Origin of the sequence: Pseudomonas nitroreducens, from assembly GCF_010994165.1 — a bacterium.
In the GTDB taxonomy this organism is placed as follows: Bacteria; Pseudomonadota; Gammaproteobacteria; order Pseudomonadales; family Pseudomonadaceae; genus Pseudomonas; species Pseudomonas nitroreducens.
This window is the reverse complement of record NZ_WMBX01000003.1, coordinates 64,005-78,303: the sequence shown is the minus strand read 5'-3', so window position 1 is coordinate 78,303 and position 14,299 is coordinate 64,005. Positions and strand designations below refer to the sequence as shown.

14 protein-coding genes and 2 riboswitches are annotated in these 14,299 nt (G+C 66.4%); of the genes, 6 read left to right on the top strand and 8 right to left on the bottom strand.

Going from position 1 to position 14,299, the window contains the following annotated elements; translation table 11 throughout:
• Window positions 1-14 precede the first annotated feature (14 nt).
• From GJV37_RS13720 to GJV37_RS13710, 3 genes are all read left to right on the top strand, one after another.
• The gene (locus tag GJV37_RS13720) at window positions 15-533 is read left to right on the top strand and encodes a DUF3299 domain-containing protein (RefSeq protein ID WP_024764020.1); all 519 of its coding nucleotides are present in this window, start codon (window positions 15-17) and stop codon (window positions 531-533) included.
• 138 nt (window positions 534-671) lie between these two features.
• Window positions 672-1,361, top strand: coding sequence for an OmpW/AlkL family protein (locus tag GJV37_RS13715; protein WP_193452644.1), 690 nt, complete (start codon window positions 672-674; stop codon window positions 1,359-1,361).
• 56 nt (window positions 1,362-1,417) lie between these two features.
• On the top strand, window positions 1,418-1,774 hold the full coding sequence (locus GJV37_RS13710; protein ID WP_024764022.1) for a SirB2 family protein: 357 nt from the start codon (window positions 1,418-1,420) through the stop codon (window positions 1,772-1,774).
• On the opposite strand, the gene GJV37_RS13705 is transcribed toward GJV37_RS13710, so the two are convergent.
• The 4 genes from GJV37_RS13705 to GJV37_RS13690 form a co-directional block, all read right to left on the bottom strand.
• On the bottom strand, window positions 1,755-2,702 hold the full coding sequence (locus GJV37_RS13705; protein WP_084357998.1) for an NAD-dependent epimerase/dehydratase family protein: 948 nt from the start codon (window positions 2,700-2,702) through the stop codon (window positions 1,755-1,757). The two genes, GJV37_RS13710 and GJV37_RS13705, sit on opposite strands and share 20 nt — an antisense overlap.
• On the bottom strand, window positions 2,695-3,579 hold the full coding sequence (locus tag GJV37_RS13700) for a sugar nucleotide-binding protein (protein ID WP_024764024.1): 885 nt from the start codon (window positions 3,577-3,579) through the stop codon (window positions 2,695-2,697). Before GJV37_RS13700 ends, GJV37_RS13705 begins: the two co-directional genes overlap by 8 nt.
• 140 nt (window positions 3,580-3,719) lie before the next feature.
• On the bottom strand, window positions 3,720-4,208 hold the full coding sequence (locus tag GJV37_RS13695; protein ID WP_170859983.1) for a DUF934 domain-containing protein: 489 nt from the start codon (window positions 4,206-4,208) through the stop codon (window positions 3,720-3,722).
• The gene (locus GJV37_RS13690; protein ID WP_170859982.1) at window positions 4,205-5,869 is read right to left on the bottom strand and encodes a nitrite/sulfite reductase; all 1,665 of its coding nucleotides are present in this window, start codon (window positions 5,867-5,869) and stop codon (window positions 4,205-4,207) included. Before GJV37_RS13690 ends, GJV37_RS13695 begins: the two co-directional genes overlap by 4 nt.
• Before the next feature lie 345 nt (window positions 5,870-6,214).
• On the opposite strand from GJV37_RS13690, the gene ccoG reads away from it, so the two are divergent.
• From ccoG to GJV37_RS13675, 3 genes are all read left to right on the top strand, one after another.
• Window positions 6,215-7,624, top strand: a complete 1,410-nt coding sequence (gene ccoG, locus GJV37_RS13685; protein ID WP_024764027.1) for a cytochrome c oxidase accessory protein CcoG — start codon at window positions 6,215-6,217, stop codon at window positions 7,622-7,624.
• Window positions 7,625-7,710: 86 nt separating this feature from the next.
• A complete protein-coding gene (gene mapR, locus GJV37_RS13680) occupies window positions 7,711-9,126 on the top strand; it encodes a GntR family transcriptional regulator MpaR (RefSeq protein ID WP_169888763.1) in 1,416 nt (471 codons plus the stop codon).
• Between the two features lie 298 nt (window positions 9,127-9,424).
• A complete protein-coding gene (locus tag GJV37_RS13675) occupies window positions 9,425-11,215 on the top strand; it encodes an ATP-binding response regulator (protein WP_170859981.1) in 1,791 nt (596 codons plus the stop codon).
• Between the two features lie 97 nt (window positions 11,216-11,312).
• Here the strand turns inward: GJV37_RS13675 and cobM are convergent, their stop codons facing one another.
• The 4 genes from cobM to GJV37_RS13655 all read right to left on the bottom strand — a co-directional run bounded on the left by cobM (window position 11,313) and on the right by GJV37_RS13655 (window position 13,538).
• On the bottom strand, window positions 11,313-12,059 hold the full coding sequence (gene cobM / locus GJV37_RS13670) for a precorrin-4 C(11)-methyltransferase (RefSeq protein ID WP_170859980.1): 747 nt from the start codon (window positions 12,057-12,059) through the stop codon (window positions 11,313-11,315).
• Window positions 12,056-12,472, bottom strand: a complete 417-nt coding sequence (locus GJV37_RS13665) for a cobalamin biosynthesis protein (RefSeq protein ID WP_037017174.1) — start codon at window positions 12,470-12,472, stop codon at window positions 12,056-12,058. The genes cobM and GJV37_RS13665 overlap by 4 nt, the downstream gene beginning before the upstream one ends.
• A gap of 69 nt (window positions 12,473-12,541) precedes the next feature.
• The gene (locus tag GJV37_RS13660) at window positions 12,542-13,261 is read right to left on the bottom strand and encodes a CbtA family protein (protein WP_084357992.1); all 720 of its coding nucleotides are present in this window, start codon (window positions 13,259-13,261) and stop codon (window positions 12,542-12,544) included.
• A 91-nt stretch (window positions 13,262-13,352) separates the two neighbouring features.
• Window positions 13,353-13,538: a CbtB domain-containing protein gene (locus tag GJV37_RS13655; RefSeq protein WP_024764032.1), complete on the bottom strand. Its 186-nt coding sequence runs from the start codon at window positions 13,536-13,538 to the stop codon at window positions 13,353-13,355.
• A 106-nt stretch (window positions 13,539-13,644) separates the two neighbouring features.
• Window positions 13,645-13,856, bottom strand: a riboswitch (cobalamin riboswitch).
• A 60-nt stretch (window positions 13,857-13,916) separates the two neighbouring features.
• Window positions 13,917-14,111: riboswitch (cobalamin riboswitch) on the top strand.
• The last annotated feature ends 188 nt before the right edge of the window (window positions 14,112-14,299 follow it).

The window sequence follows — 14,299 nt, the reverse complement described above, 5'->3', positions numbered from 1 at the left end:
TACAGAGAAGTCCCATGCGCCGTCTGCTGTTCCTGCTGCTGATGCTCACCAGCGCCGCCGTCTGGGCGGCGCCGCGCGAGCTGACCTGGCCCGAGCTGATCCCCGAGGGCGCGCCGCCGCCTCCACCGCCCGTGCCGCTGCATGACATGTCCAAGCTCTCCGACGTGCTCAACGCCGAGAGCGGCCCGGCGGTGAAGCAACAGACACCCGACGCCCCGGTGGTCAAGGCGCTGGATGGCCAGCAGGTGAAGATGCCGGGCTACATCGTGCCGCTGGAAGTCGAGGAAGACGGCCAGACCGTCCGCGACTTCCTGCTGGTGCCCTACTACGGCGCGTGCATCCACGTGCCACCGCCGCCGTCCAACCAGATCGTCTATGTTCGAGGCGGCAAGGGTGTAAAAGTCGACGAGCTTTACCAACCGTTCTGGATCATCGGCACGCTGAGCGTGAAAGCGGTGGAGAGCGACCTCGCCGAGGCCGGCTACCAGATGCAGGCCAGCAGCATCGAACCCTACGAATACACCGGGCAGTGACGACCGTGCGGCATCTTGCCGCACGCCTTTGCCATGGGAAGCTTGGGGTCTTTATTGAGCCAAATCAAAAGAGCGCTTTTAGCGCTCTCTACTATTCTGAGCACCAACACTTATACCAAAGAGATATTGGAGCTCATCATGCGTAAGTCCTGGCTCACCGCCTCGCTTCTCTCACTCGCCGTCGCAGCACCGATCGCAGCCCAGGCCGCCGACATCCGTGGCCACCAGGCTGGCGACTTCCTCGTCCGCGGCGGTATCGCCACCGTTGCGCCGGACGATAGCAGCGGCAGCCTTAAGGCCAACGGCACCTCGCTGGGCGGCAAAGCCACCGTCGACAGCGACACCCAACTGGGTCTGACCTTCAGCTACCTGCTCACCGACAAGATCGGCGTCGAGCTGGTTGCGGCCACTCCGTTCAAGCATGAGGTCGATGTGAAGGGCCTGGGAGGCCTGGACGGCAAACTGGCCGATATCAAGCAGCTGCCGCCGACCGTCCTGCTGCAGTACTACCCCATGGGTGGTACCGGCTCCGCCTTCCAGCCTTATGGCGGCCTGGGCGTGAACTACACCACCTTCTTCGACGAAGACCTCACCAGCGCCCGCAAGGACCAGGGCTTCAGCAACCTGAAGCTGCAGGACTCCTGGGGTCTGGCCGCCGAACTGGGCATGGACTACATGCTCAACGAGCACGCCTTCGTCAACGCCGCGGTCTGGTACATGGATATCGACACCAAAGCGACCACCAATCTGGACGGAGTTGGCAAGGTCAAAGTCGATGTCGACGTCGACCCCTGGGTTTACATGGTCGGTTTCGGCTACCGTTTCTAACGGAGCAAACATGAAAAGGCGCCCAAGGGCGCCTTTTTCATTTTCAGGGAACCGGTATGTATCTCGAACTCAAAGCACTGCACGTCAGCCTCGCCATCATCAGCACCGCCCTTTTCCTGTTGCGGCTGGGACTGAGCTGGTGGGGCAAACGGCCCTCGGGCTGGCAGCGCGGCCTGCCTCACCTGATCGACACCCTGCTGCTGCTCAGCGCCCTGGGCCTGGTGCACCTGGCGATGCCCTGGCCGCTGCCGGTCTGGCTGCAGGTGAAGATCGGCCTGCTGGTGCTCTATATCCTGCTCGCAGCCTTCGCCCTGCGCAGTACCTCGCGGGCACCCAAGGCAGTCTTCAGCGTGCTCGCCCTGAGTTCGCTGGCAGGCGTTTTCTTCCTGGCAATCAACAAACCCTGGTGGTGATCAGCTGGGCCAGGCCTTCGGCCAGCGGCGTCGGCTCATCCAGGCGATAGCGCGCCAGCAGGCGGCGGTTGTCGGCGCGGGAATGGCGGATATCGCCGTGGCGCGCCGGCTGGTAGGTGACCGGCGGCAGGCCGCCGGTGAGTTTGCCAATCTCGGCCAGCAACTGGTTCAGGCTGGTGGACTGGTCCAGGCCGACGTTGATCGCAGACTCGGCCACCTCGTCCGCCAGTAGCGCGGTCATCAGCAGCTTCACCAGGTCACCGACGTAGATGAAATCGCGGGTCTGCTCGCCGTCGCCGAACACGGTGATCGGCAAGCCCTGCTCGGCGCGCTGGGCAAAGATGCTGATCACCCCGGAATACGGCGAAGACGGATCCTGGCGCGGACCGTAGACGTTGAAGAAGCGGAAGATCGCCGGCTCCAGCGCGTGCTCGCGGCGATAAAAGTCCAGGTAGTACTCGCTGGCCAGCTTGTCCGAGGCGTAGGGCGTCAGTGGCGCCTTGACCACGTCCTCATCGATGGCGCTGCCTTCGCCGTTCTGTCCGTAGACCGCCGCGCTGGAAGCAAACAGCACCCGATGGATGCCTTCCTGGCGCATGGCCTCGCAGAGGTTCAGGGTGCCGATGAAGTTGGCGCGGTGGGTGCCCACCGGGTCTTCCACCGAGGCCTGCACCGAAGCGATCGCCGCCAGGTGCACGACGCCCTGGCAACCGCTCACCGCACCGCGCAGCGCGGCTTCATCGGCGACATCACCGACGATCAACTCGACGCGCGGATCGAGGTTCGCGCGCTTGCCGGTGGACAGGTCATCCAGCACGCGCACGGCAAACCCTTGCGCCAGCAAGGCATCCGCCAGATGGGAACCGATGAACCCCGCGCCGCCGGTGATGAGGATGGGCTGCGCGGAAGGAATGAGGCGATCAGACATGGCGGTAGTAACGGTCCAGCAGGGCGGGCAGGCCGGCGCGCCAGGCGCGCGGCTTGATACCGAAGGTGTGGAGGATCTTCTTGCAGGCGAGCACCGCGTGCTGCGGTTCGTCACCGGCATCGGGGCGCGCGGCATGGGCCTGCGGGCTCGGTTCCTGGACGGCCAGCGCACGGAAGGCGCGCGCCTCGCCGAGCACCACCTGGCCCAGGGACAGGGTGGTGGTCGCTTCCAGGCCGCCGTAATGGTAGGTGCCCCAGAGCGGCGCCTGGCAGTCGAGCTGTTTGAGTACCGAGAGGATCACCCGGGCGGCATCGTCCACCGGGGTCGGGTTGCCGCGCCGATCGTCGGCGAGGAACAGCACCTGCTCCTTTTCCGCCCGTTCGAGGAAGCGGCCGAGCACGCCATTGGCGCTGTCATCGAGCAGCCAGCCGAAACGCAGCAGCACGTGGCGCGGGCAGGTCGCCCGCACCCACTGTTCCATGCGCCATAGCGCCTGGCCACGCGGGCCGAGCGGCAGCGGCTCGTCCTTCTCGCTATAGGCAGTGGCGCGGGCGCCATCGAATATGCGGTAGCTGGAGGGCTGGATCAGCAGGATTTCGTGGTGCTGGCAGAGTTCGGCCAGACGCTCCACCGCGCGCTCCTGGCTGGCCAGGCGGGCGGCCTCGACAGCCTCGGCCTGGAACCAGTCGAAGTAGTAGGCAAGGTTGATCACCGCGTCGGGACGGGTCTCGTCCAGCAGCACAGTGAGGCTGGCGGCGTCCCATCCCTGGTCGGGCGGTCGGGGGGCGAGGAAGCCGATGTCTTCCTCGGCGCCCAGGCGGATCAGCGCCTGTCCAAGGGCATTACCGCCACCCAACAGCATCAGGCGCATGCGCATATTCTGGGGGTCACTCGAATACGTGGGTTACCAGCGGCGCGCGGGGCGCCGTGGATGATGCCCGCATTTTTCCTGCCCCCCGGCACAGCGTCAAGCTTGGCCGACCCACTGCAGCCTTGGCCGTGCGCGATAGTGACGCCCTAGGAGCGTCGCCGGAACAGCGGGCGCGGCTCGATGACCGAGCGCCCGTAAAGTACGCTGAGCCCTGCGAGCCCCTTCAAGGCGTCTTCCACGGACTTGTCCTCGCGCACGGCAAAGGTGTCGAAACCGCACTGGCGCAGGTGCGCCAACTGGTCGCGCAACACATCGCCCACCGCGCGCAACTCGCCGCGCCAGCCCAGGCGGCTGCGCAGCAGGTAGGCCAGGCTGTAGCCGCGGCCGTCGCGGAAGCTGGGGAAATCGATGGCGATCAGCGCCGGCTCCTTCAGCCGCCAGATCAACTCCTCGGGGTCTTCGTCCGGCGCCAGCCAGACGCCGTAACCGTCACCGGACTCCAGCGCCAGCCAGCTCTTCAACGGCAGGATCAGTCGGCCTTCGGACAGTTCATCCGGCACCTCGCGCAGCAAGGTCCAGGGATCATTCGGCGCCAGCTCGGCCACACCATCGCGCAGGCGAATCAGGTTCTTCATGCCGGTTCCTCCGCCTGGCGGTAGACCCGCGCCTTGAAAGGCTCCAGGCCGATGCGCTCGACCGTCTCGACGAAGCGCTCGCCAGCGCCGCGCTGCTCCACGTAGGTCTGCACCAGCGCCTCGATCACATCCGGCACCTCGGCGGCACTGAACGATGGGCCGATCACCTTGCCTAGCGCACTCTTCACGCCCTGCGCGCCCCCCAGGGTGATCTGGTACCACTCGCTGCCGTTCTTATCCACGCCAAGGATGCCGATGTTGCCGATGTGGTGGTGGCCGCAGGCGTTCATGCAGCCGGAGATGTTCAGGCTGAGGTCGCCCAGGTCGTGCAGGTAGTCCAGGTCCTCGAAGCGCTTCTGGATGCCCTGGGCGATGGGGATCGACTTGGCGTTGGCCAACGCGCAGAAATCACCACCGGGGCAGGCGATGATGTCGGTCAGCAGGCCCTGGTTCGGTGTACCCAGCCCAGCGGCACAAGCCTCCTGCCACAGGGCGTGGAGATCGGCCTTGCGAACGTCCGGCAGCACCAGGTTCTGTTCGTGGGCGACACGGATTTCGCCGAAGCCGTAGCGCTCGGCCCAGTCGGCTACCCGCTCCATCTGTTCAGCAGTGGCATCGCCCGGCGGCGCCTCGGCACCCGGCTTGGTGGACAGCACTACGCTGGCGTACCCCGCCACGCGGTGCGGGCGCACGTTGCGCGAGACCCAACGAGCGAACGCCGCGTCGGCAGCCAGCGCAGAGCCGTAAGCAAGCTCGTCGGAAGGCGCGTAGACCGGCGGATCGAATGCCGCTGCGACGCGTTGGTACTCATCGAGCGTCAGCTGCGCCTCGCCATCGCGCAGGTGCTGCCACTCTTCTTCCACTTCGCGGGAAAACGCCTCGATACCCAGCGCCTTCACCAGGATCTTGATCCGCGCCTTGTATTTGTTGTCGCGCCGGCCGTGGCGGTTGTACACGCGCAGGATGGCCTCGACGTAGGACAGCAGGTGCCACCAGGGCAGGTCGTCGCGGATCACCTGGCCCAGCATCGGCGTGCGCCCCAGCCCGCCTCCCACCAGCACCTTCAGCCGCAGCTCGCCATCTTCAGCGCGGCGCAGGTAGAGGCCGATGTCGTGCATCATCACCGCCGCGCGGTCTTCCTCGGCGGCGCAGAGGGCGATCTTGAACTTGCGCGGCAGGAAGAGGAATTCGGGGTTCACCGTGGACCACTGGCGAAGGATTTCCGCCAGTGGGCGCGGGTCGAGGAACTCGTCGGCGGCGACCCCGGCGAAGGCCTCGGTGGTGATATTGCGCACGCAGTTGCCGGAGGTCTGGATGGCGTGCATCTCGACCTCGGCGAGGCGTTCGAGTATGTCCGGCACGCGCTCCAGTTCCACCCAGTTGAACTGAATGTTCTGCCGCGTGGTGAAGTGGCCGTAGCCGCGGTCGTGCTCGCGGGCGATCCAGGCCAGGGTGCGCATCTGCTCGCTGGACAGGGTGCCGTAGGGAATCGCCACCCGCAGCATGTAGGCGTGCTTCTGCAGGTACAGGCCGTTCTGCAGGCGCAGCGGCAGGAATTCCTCTTCGCTCAGCTCATCGCTCAGGCGCCGCTGCACCTGGTCGCGGAACTGCGCCACCCGTTCACGCACCAGGGCGCGGTCGTAATCGTCGTATCGGTACATCGCCAGGCCACCTTCGGATCGTTGCGTGGCAGCCTGCTTCTGTCGTCGGGCGCGCCACATTGCGGTTGACCGAACTATGGCCGGCGGCTGTTGTGCAAAACAGCGGCAGATAACACGGGAAAAACCGGATCAGATGCGGGAGAGGCCTCCCCCGGCGGGCCTGCGACCGGTTGCCGCAACAGGCCCGATCAGCCGTCTCATGGCGCGTGGCACCAACCCTGCAACGGCGCGGTGCGGAGCGAATTTCACCATCTGATATGGTTTTTTCCGGCGAACCTGAATCTGTTTCGGGTGCAGACCGATTCGTACAGTCGCGGCGCCTCTTCTGCCTGATGGGCCACGATAATGAGCGAAAGAATCCCCGCGAAGGTCATCGAGATCGACGCACCGCAACGCTTCACCCCGCCGCCGAAACCACTGTCGGCGGTCACCCCGACGGTCTACACCAAGCGCTTCGCCGGACGTTTCCGCGATCTCCGCCGCCTAGGCGGTGCGCTGTTGTTCCTGCTTTTCTTCGGCACCCTGTGGCTGCAGTGGAACGGCCGCCAGGCGGTGCTCTGGGATCTGCCCGAGCGCAAGTTCTACATCTTCGGCGCGACCTTCTGGCCGCAGGATTTCATCCTGCTCTCGGCAATCCTGATCATCGCCGCCTTCGGCCTGTTCTTCATCACCGTATTCGCCGGCCGCGTCTGGTGCGGCTACACCTGTCCACAGAGCGTGTGGACCTGGATCTTCATGTGGGCCGAGCAGGTCACCGAGGGCGACCGCAACCAGCGCATGAAGCGGGACGCGGGCCCGGTCAGCACGGAGAAAGTCCTGCGCAAAAGCGCCAAGCACGGCCTGTGGCTGCTGATCAGCCTGGCCACGGCGGTCACCTTCATCGGCTACTTCACGCCGGTGCGCCCGCTGGTGATGGACCTGCTCACCTTCCGACTCGACCTGGAAAGCACCTTCTGGGTGGCCTTCTTCGCCGCCGCCACCTACGCCAATGCCGGCTGGCTGCGCGAACAGGTGTGCATCCACATGTGCCCGTACTCGCGCTTCCAGAGCGTGATGTTCGACAAGGACACCCTGATCATTTCCTACGACGCGGCGCGCGGCGAGTCCCGTGGCGCACGGAAGAAGGACGCCGATCCCAAGGCCCTCGGCCTGGGTGACTGCATCGACTGCCACCAGTGCGTGCAGGTCTGCCCCACTGGCATCGACATCCGCGACGGCCTGCAGATAGCCTGCATCGGCTGCGCCGCCTGCATCGACGCCTGCGACTCGGTGATGGACAAGATGGGCTATGACCGCGGCCTGGTGCGCTACACCTCCGAGCGTGCGCTCGAAGGCGGCAAGACCCACCTGCTGCGCCCGCGCCTGATCGGCTACGCGGCGGTGCTGCTGGTGATGATCGGCGCGTTCATCTGGGCGCTGGAAGCCCGGCCGCTGATCAACCTCGACGTCGCCCGCGACCGTGGCCTGTTCCGCGAGAACGCCGCCGGCGAGATCGAGAACATCTACAACCTCAAGCTGATCAACAAGACCCAGCAACCGCAGCACTACCAGCTGAGCCTCGCCGATGGAGCCGGCTACCGCCTGCAAGGCGTGCCGGAACTGATGCTGCAGCCGGGCGAGATCCGCGACTTCGCCGTCTCGGTCGCCAGCGAAGCGCAGAGCAGCGCCGGTGGTTCGCTGCCGCTGCACTTCAGGATCAGCGACGGCCATGAAGCCATCGACGCCGCCAGTACCTTCGTCTCGCCGAGGCGCTGAGCATGGCACGGGAGCTTGGCGTGACCTCGGCGCAACGCCTAGAGTGGGCGGATTCCACCACCGCCCAGGGCGCCCCGCAGGACAAGATGAAGCGCTACGAGAAATTCGCCGACGAGATCGCCGGCCTGATCCGCAGCGGCGTACTCGCCCCCGGCCAGAAAGTCCCCTCGGTGCGGCACGCCAGCCGCACCTACGGGGTCAGCGCTTCGACGGTGTTCCAGGCGTATTACCTGCTGGAGGACCGAGGCCTGATCGTCGCCCGCGCGCGCTCCGGCTACTTCGTCCGCGAGCACGTGCAGCGCGCCCTGGCCGAGCCGGAAATCGCCCGCCACGACGCCCAGACCACCGAGGTGGACGTCAGCGAACTGGTGTTCTCGGTGCTCAGCTCGATCAAGGACCCGGACACCGTGCCGTTCGGCTCGGCCTTCCCGGCGCCGGAGTTGTTCCCCCTGCCGCGCCTGGCGCGCTCCATGGCACACGCTGTGCGCGACATGGACCCGCGTTCGGTGGTGGCTGACCTCGCCCCCGGCAGCCACGCCCTGCGCCGGCAGATCGCCCTGCGCTACATGGTCGGCGGCATGCCGCTGCCGGTGGAGGAACTGGTGGTCACCAACGGCGCGCTGGAAGCGCTCAACCTGTGCCTGCAGGTGGTGACCCAACCCGGCGACCTCGTGGCCATCGAAGCCCCGGCCTTCTACGCCAGCCTGCAGGTGCTGGAACGGCTGAAACTGAAAGCGGTTGAGATCCCCGTGCACCCGCGCGAAGGCATCGACCTCGACGTGCTCGCCGACAGCCTGGCGCGCCTACCTATCAAGGCCTGCTGGTTCATGAGCAACTTCCAGAACCCGCTGGGCGCCAGCATGAGCGAGGAGAAGAAACGCGCCCTCGCCGCCCTGCTGACCTGGCACCAGGTGCCGCTGATCGAGGACGACGTCTACGCCGAGTTGTACTTCGCCGCCCAGGCGCCCAAGCCGGTGAAGGCCTTCGACACCGAGGGCCTGTTCATGCATTGCAGCTCCTTTTCCAAGAGCCTGGCGCCCGGTTACCGCGTGGGCTGGGTGGCCGGCGGGCGCTACGCCGAGCAGATCGAGCGGCTCAAGCTGATGACCAGCCTGTCGGCCTCCGTGCCAGCGCAGGCTGCCATCGCCGACTACCTGCAACACGGCGGCTACGACCGCCACCTGCGCAAGCTCCGCCACGCGCTGGAAAGCCAGCAGCACGCGATGCTCGCCGCCGTGGCCCGGCACTTCCCCGCCGCCACCCGCGTCACCCGCCCCAGCGGCGGCTACTTCCTCTGGCTGGAACTGCCCGAGCAGATCGACGCGCTCAAGCTGTTCCAGCTCGCCCACGCCCAGGGCATCAGCCTCGCACCCGGGCCGATCTTCTCGGCGACGCGGCGCTTCGGCCACTGCCTGCGCCTGAACTACGGGCATCCATGGACCGCCACCAGCGAACAGGCGATGGAGACCCTGGGACGGATCATCCACTCGCTGCAGGGCTGACGGTTCGGACTGCAGGACTGATCCGCACATTCGGAAACGATCTGTATCTGTGCGGCAAGTTGTCGCAGGAATACCCTGTCAGGCAGGAAACCCGGACAAGGGACGCTGCCATGGACGCGGAAGGCCTGATGATCTTGCTCACGGTGGGCGCCGCGTTCGGCGTGCACCTCGGGGTGCGTTGGTACCTGCAGCGCGGAATGCTGCCACGCGGAGAACGCTGGCTGGCCTGAAACTTCTGGGATTGCCCGGCGGACGTTGCTATACAGACAGCGCCCACTGACCCTCCACGGACGGCCCAATGAATCTCTGGCAGCGCGACCTCAGCCATTCCCCCTATGCCGAACGGGTCCGCGCCGAACAGTTCGACGTGCTGCGGCGCAACTCGCCCTTCTCCATCATTGCCGCCTACCTGGTCGCCGGCCTCACCACCTGGGTGCTCAACGGCGCGCTGCCGCTGGAGTCGCTGCTGGCCTGGTTCGCCGCGCAAACCCTGCTGGGCGGCGCCCGCCTGTGGCTGCTGCGGCGCTACGACCAGCTGCGCGACAGCGGCGCCGGCCCCCGGCGCAGCTGGCTGATCCAGGTGATGATCACCACCGGCCTCTCGGGCCTGCTCTGGGGCCTGCCCGCCGCGTACTGGATGACCATGCTGCCACCCTCGATGCAGATGTACGTGGTGGTCGTCCTGCTGGGCCTGGGCACCGGCGTGATGAATGCCTACAGCATCGTCCTGCCGCTGTTCTACCTGTTCATCGTACCGGCCTTCACCCTGCCTTTCGCCGCCCTGCTGGTGCTGCTGCCGGACGCCCTGAGCAAGACGCTCGGCGCGGCAGCGCTGGTCTACGCCGTCACCATCTTTGCCTTCGCCTACCGCTTCCACGCCACCCTTGTGGACTCGCTGCTGCTGCGCTTCGAGAACAGCGAGCTGCTGCGCAAGCTCAGCATCGAGAAAGAGGCCGCCGAACGCAGCGACCAGGCCAAGACCCGCTTCCTCGCCAGCGCCAGCCACGACCTGCGCCAGCCGACCTACGCGCTGGGCCTGTACCTGGGCGCACTGAAGAAACAGCCGCTGAACGAGGCCAGCGAAAACCTCGTCGACCACATTTCCCGCGCGCTCGCCGCGCAGGGCTCGCTGTTCGACGCGCTGCTGAACATCTCGCGCCTGGACGCCGGCATCGTCCAGCCCAGCCTGCAGGTTTTCTCCCTCGCCGAACTGCTCGAACGCATCCAGCAGGAATGCAGCGTGCAAGCCGCGGACAAGGGCCTGAACCTGCGCGTACGCCCCGGCGCACCGTTCGTGAAGTCGGACCCGGCGCTGTTCGAACGCATCCTGCGCAACCTGGTGGAAAACGCCATCCGCTACACCGACCACGGCGGCGTGCTGATCGGCTGGCGCCGCCGTGGCCGCCAGGTGCGCGTGGAAGTCTGGGACAGCGGCCCGGGTATTCCCGAGCGCGAGCAGCAGAAGGTGTTCTGGGAATTCCACCAGCTCAACAACCCCGAGCGTGACCGCAGCAAAGGCCTTGGCCTGGGGCTGGCCATCGTCCAGCGCACCGCCAGGTTGCTCGACCATCCGCTGGCGCTGCACTCGCGCGAAGGCCACGGCAGCGCCTTCATGATCAGCCTGCCCCGCGCCACCGCCGTGCAGCCGCGCCAAGCGGAAATCCAGCCGCCGCGCACGGTGGTGGGCAGCGACAAGCTGATCTACGTGATCGAGGACGATGCGGAGAACCGTGAAGGCCTGCGCCTGCTGTTCCAGAGCTGGGAATACCGGCATGTCATCGTCGCCGACGTCGCCGACCTGCTGGCCGACCCGACCGCTGCCGCGCAGAAGCCGGACCTGATCATCAGTGACTACCGCCTGCGCGACCACCAGACCGGCATCGACGCCATCGCCCGCCTGCACGGGCACTACGAAGACGACTGGATCGCCGCCGTGCTGGTCACCGGCGACACCGACCCACAGCTGCTCGCCCAGGCTTCCGCCCATGGCTGGCCGCTGCTGCACAAGCCGCTGGCAGCGGAGCAGCTGAAGGCGATGATCGATGAGCAGTTCAGCAGTGAACTGGAGCTGCTGGACGATCCCCTGTAGGAACGAAGGGGACGCCTGGCTCCTGCTCACCAACAGACCTTTGCGATGAAGCCAGCGTCAGGCCGTTCGCGAGCAAGCTCGCTCCGACGAAGAGCGACTACGGGCGATACAGGTGCACATGCCCTGCGCTATAGAGCGATGAGTCAGCGAAGCCTTCCGCCCCCAGCACCCTGCCCACCAGGATCAGCGCCGTGCGCTTGAAATCCTTTGCCGCGGCCTTTGCCAGAATATCGCCCAGCGTACCGGTGACCTGGTCCTGGTCCGGCCAGCTGGCGCGGTGGATCACCGCAATGGGGCAATCGGCGCCATAGTGCGGCAGCAGCTCAGCGATGATGTTCGGCAACTGCCCCACACCGAGATGGATCGCCAGGGTCGCGCGGTGCTGCGCCAGTTCGGCAAGGGACTCGCCTTCGGGCATGCGTGTCTTGCGGGCGTAACGGGTGAGGATCAGCGTCTGCGAGATGTCCGGCAGGGTCAGCTCGCAGCCGAGTATCGCCGCACAGGCAGAAGTGGCCGTGACGCCGGGAACGATCTCGTAGGGAATGCCCAGTTCACGCAGGTGGCGAATCTGCTCGCCGATGGCGCCGTACAGTGAAGGGTCGCCGGAGTGCACGCGGGCAACGTCCTTGCCTTCGCCGTGGGCCTGCGCCAGCAGTGCAACGATCTCGTCCAGGTTCAGCTCGGCGGTATTCACCACGCGCTCGGCGCTGTGTCCTTCCAAAACCGCTGGCGGTACCAGCGAGCCGGCGTAGAGGATCACCGGGCAGGAACGGATCAACCGCTGGCCCTTGACCGTGATGAGTTCGGGGTCGCCCGGGCCGGCGCCGATGAAATGGACCGTCATGGCTGCTCCTGTTCGGATTCGACGGGGATGAAGGCCAGCGCGCAGGTGGCCTGGTCGCTGCGGCGCTTGCCCACCAGCAGTCGCGCCGGCGCACCGGCCTGGGCTTCGGCCTGCAGCAGTGCCGCGGCTTCGGCCACGCTGGCAGCGCCGATGGCCGTGCGGACCGTTTCGCATGTCCGGTCCAGGCGCGGTTCGCACGCGGTCAGTTGTTGCGGCGTGAACAGCGCCAGCGGCAGGTCGAGGGCGGCGGCCAGTGCTGTCAGTCCTTCCTCGTCGGCCTTCAGCGTGGCGCTGGCCAGCGCGGTGAGGTTCGACTCATCGAGACCGGCCTCGGCCAGCGTCTGCGCCAGCAAGGCGCGCAGTTCATCGAGCGTGCAGCCGCGGCGGCAACCGAGGCCGGCAACCAGCGTCATCAGCAATCTCCCCAAAACAAAACCCCGCAGACGGCCAGGCCGTCTGCGGGGTCGAGCATAACGCCTGGATCAGACCGACGGTGCGAAGCGACGGAACAACCAGGCGGCGCCAAGGCCCAGGGCCGCCCAGAACACCGCGTTGGTGATCAGCGAGGCGACGATGAACTCGTGGGCGATGCTTTCCGGCGCGAGGCTGGAATGCACTTCCGGCTGCGGCGCGCCGATCACATGCGGCACCACCAGCAGGGCGATACCGATGCCACGCAGCGCCCAGTTGCGGCCGAACACCAGCAGCGCAAGGCCGCCAGCGGAGGCCGCGGCGGTGCCGATCCACCAGGTCTGGCGCAGGGTCAGGTCGGCGGCGGCGGTGCCGGGCACCTCCGGCGGCAGGCCAAGGGACGGCGCCAGGGTGAACACGGCGAAACCGGCCAGGCCCCAGAGCAGGCCTTCGGAGGTCTTGCCAGGCGCACGCAAGGTGAACAGGCCAGCCAGCATAAGGGCGAAGCCCACCGCGACCACCAGGTTGCCGCCCGTAGTGGAGAGGATGCGCTGCCAGCCGTCTTCCGGCTCCCAGGCTTGCGCGTCGTGCTCGTGGGCAGCCACTGCACCAGCAGCGTGTTCATGGGCGTGCTCGTGGTTTTCTTCGACCAGCGCGGCAGCCGGTTCGGCTTTCTCGTAGGTTTCCGCCTTGAGGATCAGCGGGGACACCCAAAGCAGCTGGGCCACGGTGAGTACCAGCGCCGCGATCAGACCGGCGAAACCGGCGGTCTGGGCGATACGTTTGATCATTGCAATTCTCCAGGCGAGACGAGGCCTCGAACACTGTGAGCGAGCGTGCTGGAGCGCCTCGAATCCGTCGCGCCAGGCGCGACGGCAGGCATTAATGGCAGGGGAAGCCCGCACTGTGACGAGTATCGTGGGCGGCGTTGTGCACCGCATCGATGTGCGAGAAGCCAGCGAAGTACACCAGCAGCGCACCGAGCAGGCTGGCGCCAACGGCCAGGCTGATGCGCTTGGAAAGGGGGATGGAAGTGCTCGACGCGTGCGTCAGGGTGCTGCTGGACATGAACGTTCCCTCTGAAGATCAAAGTAAGAGAACGCAGAGGTTGAACGCATTCGAACGCGCCGGAACGGTCGCGCCACGGCCTGCGCCCGCCCACCGCGGGTTTGCCAAAAAACGAAAGTTCCAGGCCGGTCTCCGGGCTTGCGATGTCAGCCAGTGGCCAAGCGGGTCAACCTTCCCATGCCGGAGCACAGTGGCTACTGATGACCCTACGATCGCTTACCGTTGCGGGGGCAGCGCCGGACTGGTCCTTGCGGACGCACCGGCTTCCCGTTTCACCTCGCGCGCGTGGCGCGAGACACCTGAAACCGCGCTAGCTGACCACGAAGCCCTGCAAGCGTCAACCGATCCCCGGCGATTGACCGCCCCGCCGTCGCTGCGTAGCCTTCCTCCCTTCGAGGTTCTCCGGCGCTGGCCGGAGCTAAGAGGGAACGTGGAAATCTTCGGATGCGCCACGGCTGCCCCCGCAACTGTGAACAGCCTGTCTCTTCACGCGCCACTGCCGATTCGGGCGGGAAGGCGAAGAGATACCAGAGGGCTGTGAGCCAGGAGACCTGCCTCGTAACAGGTTTTCGATCTGCTGCGCGTCGGCCATGCTGCGTTGGAGGATCGCCGTGGACTGCTCATTGACTACAGTCAACTCCGCGTCCCCGGCGATCCTCCGCCTTGCCTGGCCCTGGCTCGCGAGATCCGGAACCGGTTCGTTATCAACAGACAACCGGGCGGGGTGATCCGGTGGCGACCTTCGTTTCGCGGCGAACCCG

Excerpts from the sequence above, each read along its gene's own strand:
- GJV37_RS13720 (WP_024764020.1), top strand. The coding sequence starts at position 15 with ATGCGCCGTCTGCTGTTCCTGCTGCTGATGCTCACCAGCGCCGCCGTC.
- GJV37_RS13715 (WP_193452644.1), top strand. The coding sequence starts at position 672 with ATGCGTAAGTCCTGGCTCACCGCCTCGCTTCTCTCACTCGCCGTCGCA.
- GJV37_RS13710 (WP_024764022.1), top strand. The coding sequence starts at position 1,418 with ATGTATCTCGAACTCAAAGCACTGCACGTCAGCCTCGCCATCATCAGC.
- GJV37_RS13705 (WP_084357998.1), bottom strand. The coding sequence starts at position 2,702 with ATGTCTGATCGCCTCATTCCTTCCGCGCAGCCCATCCTCATCACCGGC.
- GJV37_RS13700 (WP_024764024.1), bottom strand. The coding sequence starts at position 3,579 with ATGCGCATGCGCCTGATGCTGTTGGGTGGCGGTAATGCCCTTGGACAG.
- GJV37_RS13695 (WP_170859983.1), bottom strand. The coding sequence starts at position 4,208 with ATGAAGAACCTGATTCGCCTGCGCGATGGTGTGGCCGAGCTGGCGCCG.
- GJV37_RS13690 (WP_170859982.1), bottom strand. The coding sequence starts at position 5,869 with ATGTACCGATACGACGATTACGACCGCGCCCTGGTGCGTGAACGGGTG.
- ccoG (WP_024764027.1), top strand. The coding sequence starts at position 6,215 with ATGAGCGAAAGAATCCCCGCGAAGGTCATCGAGATCGACGCACCGCAA.
- mapR (WP_169888763.1), top strand. The coding sequence starts at position 7,711 with ATGAAGCGCTACGAGAAATTCGCCGACGAGATCGCCGGCCTGATCCGC.
- GJV37_RS13675 (WP_170859981.1), top strand. The coding sequence starts at position 9,425 with ATGAATCTCTGGCAGCGCGACCTCAGCCATTCCCCCTATGCCGAACGG.
- cobM (WP_170859980.1), bottom strand. The coding sequence starts at position 12,059 with ATGACGGTCCATTTCATCGGCGCCGGCCCGGGCGACCCCGAACTCATC.
- GJV37_RS13665 (WP_037017174.1), bottom strand. The coding sequence starts at position 12,472 with ATGACGCTGGTTGCCGGCCTCGGTTGCCGCCGCGGCTGCACGCTCGAT.
- GJV37_RS13660 (WP_084357992.1), bottom strand. The coding sequence starts at position 13,261 with ATGATCAAACGTATCGCCCAGACCGCCGGTTTCGCCGGTCTGATCGCG.
- GJV37_RS13655 (WP_024764032.1), bottom strand. The coding sequence starts at position 13,538 with ATGTCCAGCAGCACCCTGACGCACGCGTCGAGCACTTCCATCCCCCTT.